Raw genomic sequence first — 7136 nt, forward strand, 5'->3', positions numbered from 1 at the left:
TTCACCGACGACACCATTTTGTGTAATCGCTGACGCTCTTGTTTATTCGTGATTTTCTTAGAAATATTGACCGAATTGCCAAAAGGCACTAAAACAACGTTACGTCCTGCAATAGAAATATCGCAAGAAAGTCTCGGGCCTTTTGTAGAAATGGGTTCTTTTACAACCTGCACTAAAACAGGTGTATTTTTTGCAATAACATCGTTGATTTTACCAAATTTTTCGATGTCTTGTTCCAATTGAAAACCTTTCAAGCGGAGATTCACCGGGCGTTTGGCAATAACGTCTTTTACAAATTTATTGAGAGAATTGTACGAAATAATTTCGTTGTAGTGCAGAAATCCATCTTTATCATAGCCAACATCAACAAAAGCGGCATTGTTTCCTTGCACAACTTTCTTGACTACCCCCAAATAGATATCTCCGACGGAGAACTGGTGTTCCGTCTCGTCAAAGTGATATTCGATTAGTCTCTTGTCTTGAACAAGGGCTATTCTATCACCTTTCTGTGTGGTACTGATATATAATTCGTTGCTCAAAGTTGAGGTAGAATCGATGGGTTTAGTTATTTGATTAGGTTACAATAAAAAGGCAGGTTGATAGACTTGTATTTTTACATGACTATCAACCCTAAGAAAAATTACTTTTTCTTGTGACGATTCTTTCTAAGACGCTTCTTTCTTTTGTGCGTTGACATCTTGTGTCCTTTTCTTTTCTTTCCGCAAGGCATGATAGTAAATGATTAGCTTTCCCGAAGGATTATTTTAAAATTTATTTTCTTTTCAAAAACTCCTTATTACAGGAATGGTATTTTTTATCGAACCGCAAAGGTACTGAATTATTTTAAACTCTCCAAAGCCTTGTTTACTTCTTCTGCTAAAGTTGGGTCTTTTACTCTCTTTTTAAGGTCTTCAAAGATTATTTTGGCCTGTACTTTTTCACCCAATTCTATCAAACTATAACCTAAACCCAATTGTGCGTTTAAATTAGTAGGATTTAAACGAATTACTTGCTTAAAGCGGTCAGCTGCTTTAGCATATTGATTGGATTGCATTGAAAGCACGCCTAAATTCATTAGAGCCGGTTCAAAATTTGGCTCTTCTGTAATCACTTCACGCAACATCATAATTGCCTGCATTGGCGAGTCTGACTGCACATAAGTCATCGCCAAATTGGTTTTTGCTTGTAATTGTCGTGGATTTTTCTCCAAAACTTTTTGATAACACGCACGAGTTTTTTCGGCATAGAGTGCTACGTTTTCCTGACGAATTGATAACGTAAATGCTTGATAGTAAGTATCACCAGCCTGCATCCAGTTTTCGGCACTTGGGTCTATGATTGCTACTTTTTCGGCATAAATTGCCGCACTATCAAAGCGATTGGCTGTTGCAAAAACTTGGGCAACTTGAGCATACAAGTTTTTTTTGTCGGCTCCAGAACTTGTTGTCGATGCCAATTTCTGTTTCAAATCATTGATTTGTTTTTGTTGCTCAACTGAAAGTTTTGGGGCTTGCGAACTTTCTTGATGGTCGTCGTTGTCTTTGGTACTTGGTTTTGTTTCAGCAACTTTATCTCGATTGGCTTTGGCTTCGTCTTTTACGACTACTTTTGGGCGAGAATAAAGAAAGCCCGTGAGGGCTACCGCTAAGACAATCAGAATAATGAAGTGTCGTTTCATGTTTTTTTAGAATTGTGGATAGTATCGTGGGCAGGATAAAACCCCGCCCATGATTTATCAAATTAGAGCCACAATCAGTCAAGATTATTTTACAGATGATTTCACTTGGTCAGTAAATTCTTTAGCTGGTTTAAAGCCAGGAACTGAATGAGCAGGAACCATTACGGTAGTTTTTGCGGAAATATTACGAGCTTTTTTGGCCGCTCTGTGTTTATTTACGAAACTTCCAAAACCTCTCACATAAACGGCATCTCCTTGTGTCAATGATTCTTTCACTGTGTCGAAAAATGCTTCAAGGGTTGTTGATACGCTTGCTTTGTCCACACCTGTTTTGTCGGCAATTGCGACGATTACTTCTGCTTTAGTCACGGTAAAAAAAAATTTTAAGTTATTAATTTGCTTTCACGAAAATATTAAGTAGCAGTTTGTATTTTTTGAATCAAAACTTTTAATTCAAAAAATATTTAGGAACACCCATTCAATACCACAAACTCTTTGATTTACTTTTGGGTTTGCAAAGATAGGGGTTAAAAAGAGATTTTGCCAAAAAGATTCAAACATTTTTTTTTGTAATTGCTTAATAATAAATGAGTTACATGATATTTGATAGTGAAATGTGGTTTTTTAGCAAATTAAATTGATATAATCAGTAGTTAAACTTCGATAAAAATTGGAAAGGGATACGTTTTCTGAAAAATTAATTAAGTGGTATTGCCCTAACAAACGAGACTTGCCGTGGCGAAATACCCAAGACCCATACCGAATTTGGTTGTCGGAAATTATTTTACAACAAACTCGTGTAGCACAGGGCTTGCCTTATTACGAAAAATTTGTGGAGCAATATCCAACAATTCAAGCACTTGCCGCTGCCGACGAAAAAGATGTTTTAAGACTTTGGCAGGGCTTAGGTTATTATTCACGAGCAAGAAATATGCACCAAACGGCAAAAATTATTATCACCGATTTTGATGGTATTTTTCCGAATACCTATGATGGTTTGCTGAAACTAAAAGGAATTGGTCCTTATACGGCGGCGGCAATTGCTTCGTTTGCATTTAACGAAAAAGTTGCTGTAGTTGATGGGAACGTTTATCGAGTTTTGGCAAGAGTTTTTGGTATAGAAACTGATATATCGAGCCATGAAGCAAAGAAAGTTTTTGGTAATTTAGCCAATACCCTTATTTCAGATTCAAGCCCTAATACTTATAATCAGGCGATTATGGAATTTGGAGCCATGTACTGTGTGCCGTCAAATCCTGCGTGTATGTTTTGTGTGTTTCATTATGATTGTGCGGCAAATGCTACAGGAAAACAGACATCTTTACCAGTGAAATCGAAGAAAGTAAAAGTAAAAAATCGCTTTCTTAATTATTTTGTCATTGAAAAAAACAATCAGTTTTTGATGCGTCAGCGAGACGGTGGAGATATTTGGTCGGGACTTTGTGATTTTTATTTGCTCGAAAGTAAGGAAAAAACAATAGAATTGGATGAAATTGAAGACACTTTTTTGCAGCAAGTTTTGTCTAAATCTATTGTTAAGGCTGTCTCAGAAAATTTCAAGCATATTCTGACTCATCAACGCATTGAGGCAAAGTTTTGGCATATTATATTAAATGATGAATTGCTTTTGCCAGAAAAATATCATTTCTATACAGTAGAAGAAATTGAGAATTTACCTAAACCGATTTTGATTGAAAAGTATTTTAAAGGTTTGAAATTTTTACCTTAAAATAGCATTTTATTCATTGTTTATCTGCTAAAAAAATATTAAATTTACTTGGACAACAATGAAACCTAAAAACAATTATAAAAAAAATGGCTGGTGTAAATAAAGTAATTTTGTTAGGACGATTAGGTTCTGACCCCGAAGTAAGAACGCTTCCAAGTGGTGGAAAAGTAGTAACTTTTAGTATTGCTACTTCTGAAAGTTATAATAATAAAGAAGGCGTAAAAGTAGAACAAACCGAATGGCATCGCATTGAATTGTGGGAAGGTTTAGCAAATATTGCGGAACAATACCTCAAAAAAGGGGATATGGCTTATATCGAAGGAAAAATTCGTACCGAAAAGTGGACAGATAAAGAGGGTGTTGAGCGTAGCATGGTGAAAATTCGTGGAAATTCGATGCAATTGGTTGGTGGAAGGGGCCCTACTGGCACCGATGATAACGATGCGGCACAATCATCGAGTAGTAATAATTATGTACCAAAAGCAGCACCTGTACCAACACCTCCGCCTGTTGAAATGGCAGGTAATGGTAGCGATGACTTACCGTTTTAGCAAAAATGGGGTTCAAAATGTAAAATATTACCTATTTGAACCCCTATTTTTATGATAATCGTTTCACTCTTTCTTTCAATTGCGTTACTTCATCACGGAAACGTGCTGCTTCCAAAAAGTCTAAATCTTTGGCGGCACGCTCCATTTTTCGTTGACTTTCTACTATCAGTTTTTCTAATTGTGGCTTAGTCATGTAGCCAACTATTGGGTCGGCAGCAATTTGTAGCTGCTCAGGCTCATTGTAGTACATCTTTGTTGTTACTTTTCTATCAGCTATAGAAGTTTGTTCCATAATTGCTTCTCTCGATTTGAAAATGGTTTTTGGCGTAATACCATTATCAGTATTGTATTGCATCTGAATCGCTCGGCGACGGTTGGTTTCGTCGATTGCCTTTTCCATCGAACCTGTAATTCTATCAGCATACATTAAAACCTTACCATTCTCGTTACGAGCTGCACGCCCAATTGTCTGAATTAGTGAACGAATATCACGTAAAAAACCTTCTTTGTCGGCATCCATAATCGCTACCAGCGAAACTTCGGGTAAATCTAAACCTTCACGCAATAAATTTACACCTACAAGTACATCAAACACGCCCAGACGTAGCTCACGCAAGATTTCTACACGGTCAAGAGTTTTAACTTCGGAGTGAATATAGCGACCTTTGATGCCAACTTTGTCTAAATATTTGCTCAATTCCTCCGCCATTCGCTTCGTCAAAGTCGTAATTAAAACCCTTTCTTTACGCTCCACTCTAAGATGGATTTCTTCCAATAAATCATCAATTTGGTTAATACTCGGTCTGACCTCAATTTCTGGGTCGAGCAAACCAGTTGGACGAATCACTTGCTCAATAACTACGCCATCGGTCAAACGAACTTCGTAATCGGCAGGAGTAGCACTAACAAAAACAGTTTGCCCAACCATTTCTTCAAACTCTTGAAATTTTAATGGTCGATTATCCATTGCTGACGGTAATCGAAAACCATATTCTACCAATGATTCTTTACGAGAACGATCGCCTCCCCACATGGCTCGAATCTGTGGCATCGAAGCATGACTTTCATCGACAATCATTAGAAAATCTTCTGGAAAATAGTCTAATAAGCAAAAAGGTCTTTGTCCCGGCTCACGATTATCAAAATATCTTGAATAGTTTTCGATGCCTGAGCAGTATCCCAACTCTCGCATCATTTCTAAGTCAAACTCTGTTCGTTCTTTTATTCTTTCAGATTCCATTAGCCTACCATCCGACTCAAAATATTTTATTTGTTTTACCAATTCATCTTGAATTTGGTGCATCGCATTTGCCATTACATCTCGACCTGTAACAAATAAATTAGCAGGAAAAATAGCAATTTGAGTTTCAGAAGATAGTTTTTTACCATTATTTGGGTCTATACGTTGAATTTCTTCAATTTCATCACCAAAGAAAATGAATCGAAAAGCAAAGTCGGCATAACTTGGGTACAAATCTACCGTATCGCCTTTTACACGAAAATTTCCACGCATAAACTCAGCTTCGGTGCGAGAATACAAGATTTCAACTAAACGAAAAAGAAATTGATTTCGACTAATCATTTGTCCAACAGCTACTTGAATAATACTTCGCTTCATTTCTGTTGGATTTCCTGCCCCATAAATACATGAAACGGAAGCAATGACAATCACGTCTCGTCTGCCCGACATTAAAGACGAAACCGTTGAAAGGCGAAGTTTATCAATTTCCTCATTGATTTGAAGGTCTTTTTCAATATAGGTATTGGTAGTGGCAATATAGGCTTCGGGCTGGTAATAATCGTAGTACGAAATGAAATATTCAACGGCATTTTCAGGAAAAAAACTTTTAAATTCTCCATAAAGTTGGGCTGCAAGGGTTTTATTATGACTTAGAATCAACACAGGACGGTCGAGTTGAGCAATCATATTAGCAATCGTAAAAGTTTTTCCAGAACCCGTTACACCCAACAAAACTTGCGATTGCTCTCCTTTATTAATTCCTTCAACGAGTTTGGCAATTGCCTGTGGCTGGTCACCAGTAGGTTGGTAGTCGGATACGAGTCTATATTTCATGATTTTGGAGGCCTAATTTGGAATAATTCATCCTAAGAAAACAAAACTTTTATTAAGAGAGTTTCGTATATTTGATTAAAAAAAATAAGCCATGAAAAATCTTCTACTAATCCTCGTTGGGATAAGCTCCTTCGCTTTTGCCCAACCATCGCCGCCAGTTGTTGCACCATCGAGTGTATTTATTAATTATGGACAAAGTGCCACGCTTACAGCTTCTGGCTGTAATGGAATTATTACTTGGTCTGACGGACAAACAGGCACAAATGTAAACGTTTCTCCTAAGCAAAGTACCAAAATTTCGGCAACTTGCACAGAATCAAACCAAACAAGTGCTGCTTCAAATTTAGTCTTGATTCAAGTTGGTTTGACTTCTTCACCGTGTTATGAAAACATTGATGTAAATGTTCCTATTTCAAACGTAGGTTATCGCTACGAAGCAACTAATAAAATTACAGGAACAAATTTGGTAAATTCCGATGCAAGCGTGCAGTTCAAAGCACAAAAAATCGTTGAACTCAATGCAGGTTTTGAAGCAAAATCTGGAAGTGTTTTTAAGGCTTTTACAGGACAATGCGGTGAACTTCAAACCCGTGATGTTGTAAACACTAACTTGAGTGTGCCGTGGGAAATTTTGTGGGGACCCGATGATTTTATTTGGATAACTGAAAAAATTGGTAAAATCAGCAGAATAAACCCTCAAACAGGACAAAAGATAGAGCTTTTGACAATAATTGGTGAAGTGCTAAATGATAATGAAGGGGGCTTATTGGGAATGGTACTTCATCCTGATTTTGCAAATAATCCTTATGTATATATTGTCTATAATTATGGTACAACTTCCAATGTAAAAGAAAAAGTGGTGAGATATACTTATAATGGTTCAACGCTTATCAATCCACTTATTCTATTAGACAATATCGCAGGTGCAAGTGTTCATAATGGAAGTAGATTGGTCATTACGCCCGAATTAAAATTGTTTATTACAACTGGCGATGCTGCTAATACAAATACACCTCAAGACAATAATTCTATTAATGGTAAGATTTTACGAATCAATTTAGATGGAACAATTCCTGCGGATAATCCAACAGCAGGAAGTCCGAT

General features: G+C 36.9%; 7 protein-coding genes. 3 read left to right on the plus strand and 4 right to left on the minus strand.

Annotated elements, in window-relative coordinates:
• The 3 genes from ACH2CJ_RS06520 to ACH2CJ_RS06530 all read right to left on the minus strand — a co-directional run.
• On the minus strand, nt 1-539 hold a 539-nt coding region (locus ACH2CJ_RS06520; protein WP_394991449.1), incomplete at its 3' end, for a ribonuclease E/G.
• 299 nt (nt 540-838) lie between these two features.
• Nucleotides 839-1678, minus strand: a complete 840-nt coding sequence (locus ACH2CJ_RS06525) for a tetratricopeptide repeat protein (RefSeq protein ID WP_394991450.1) — start codon at nt 1676-1678, stop codon at nt 839-841.
• Between the two features lie 84 nt (nt 1679-1762).
• Nucleotides 1763-2047, minus strand: a complete 285-nt coding sequence (locus tag ACH2CJ_RS06530) for an HU family DNA-binding protein (protein ID WP_394991451.1) — start codon at nt 2045-2047, stop codon at nt 1763-1765.
• A gap of 301 nt (nt 2048-2348) precedes the next feature.
• Between ACH2CJ_RS06530 and mutY the strand changes: the two genes are divergently transcribed.
• Together mutY and ACH2CJ_RS06540 are read left to right on the plus strand one after the other, a co-directional pair.
• Nucleotides 2349-3407 (plus strand): A/G-specific adenine glycosylase, encoded by a 1059-nt coding sequence (gene mutY, locus ACH2CJ_RS06535; RefSeq protein WP_394991452.1) that lies wholly within the window; start codon nt 2349-2351, stop codon nt 3405-3407.
• A gap of 86 nt (nt 3408-3493) precedes the next feature.
• Nucleotides 3494-3958 carry a single-stranded DNA-binding protein gene (locus ACH2CJ_RS06540; protein WP_394991453.1) on the plus strand — a complete coding sequence of 155 codons (465 nt, stop codon included), beginning with the start codon at nt 3494-3496 and terminating at the stop codon, nt 3956-3958.
• Nucleotides 3959-4007: 49 nt separating this feature from the next.
• Here ACH2CJ_RS06540 and uvrB read toward each other — a convergent pair whose 3' ends face one another.
• The gene (gene uvrB, locus ACH2CJ_RS06545) at nt 4008-6032 is read right to left on the minus strand and encodes an excinuclease ABC subunit UvrB (RefSeq protein WP_394991454.1); all 2025 of its coding nucleotides are present in this window, start codon (nt 6030-6032) and stop codon (nt 4008-4010) included.
• Nucleotides 6033-6123: 91 nt separating this feature from the next.
• Here uvrB and ACH2CJ_RS06550 point away from each other — a divergent pair.
• The coding region (locus tag ACH2CJ_RS06550) for a PQQ-dependent sugar dehydrogenase (protein WP_394991455.1) at nt 6124-7136 on the plus strand (1013 nt) is incomplete at its 3' end.

The organism is Emticicia sp. (assembly GCF_043780375.1).
Lineage (GTDB): Bacteria > Bacteroidota > Bacteroidia > Cytophagales > Spirosomataceae > Emticicia.

Bases quoted from the DNA above. Each gene is read 5' to 3' on its own strand.
- ACH2CJ_RS06525 (WP_394991450.1), bottom strand. From the start codon at position 1,678: ATGAAACGACACTTCATTATTCTGATTGTCTTAGCGGTAGCCCTCACG.
- ACH2CJ_RS06540 (WP_394991453.1), top strand. From the start codon at position 3,494: ATGGCTGGTGTAAATAAAGTAATTTTGTTAGGACGATTAGGTTCTGAC.
- uvrB (WP_394991454.1), bottom strand. From the start codon at position 6,032: ATGAAATATAGACTCGTATCCGACTACCAACCTACTGGTGACCAGCCA.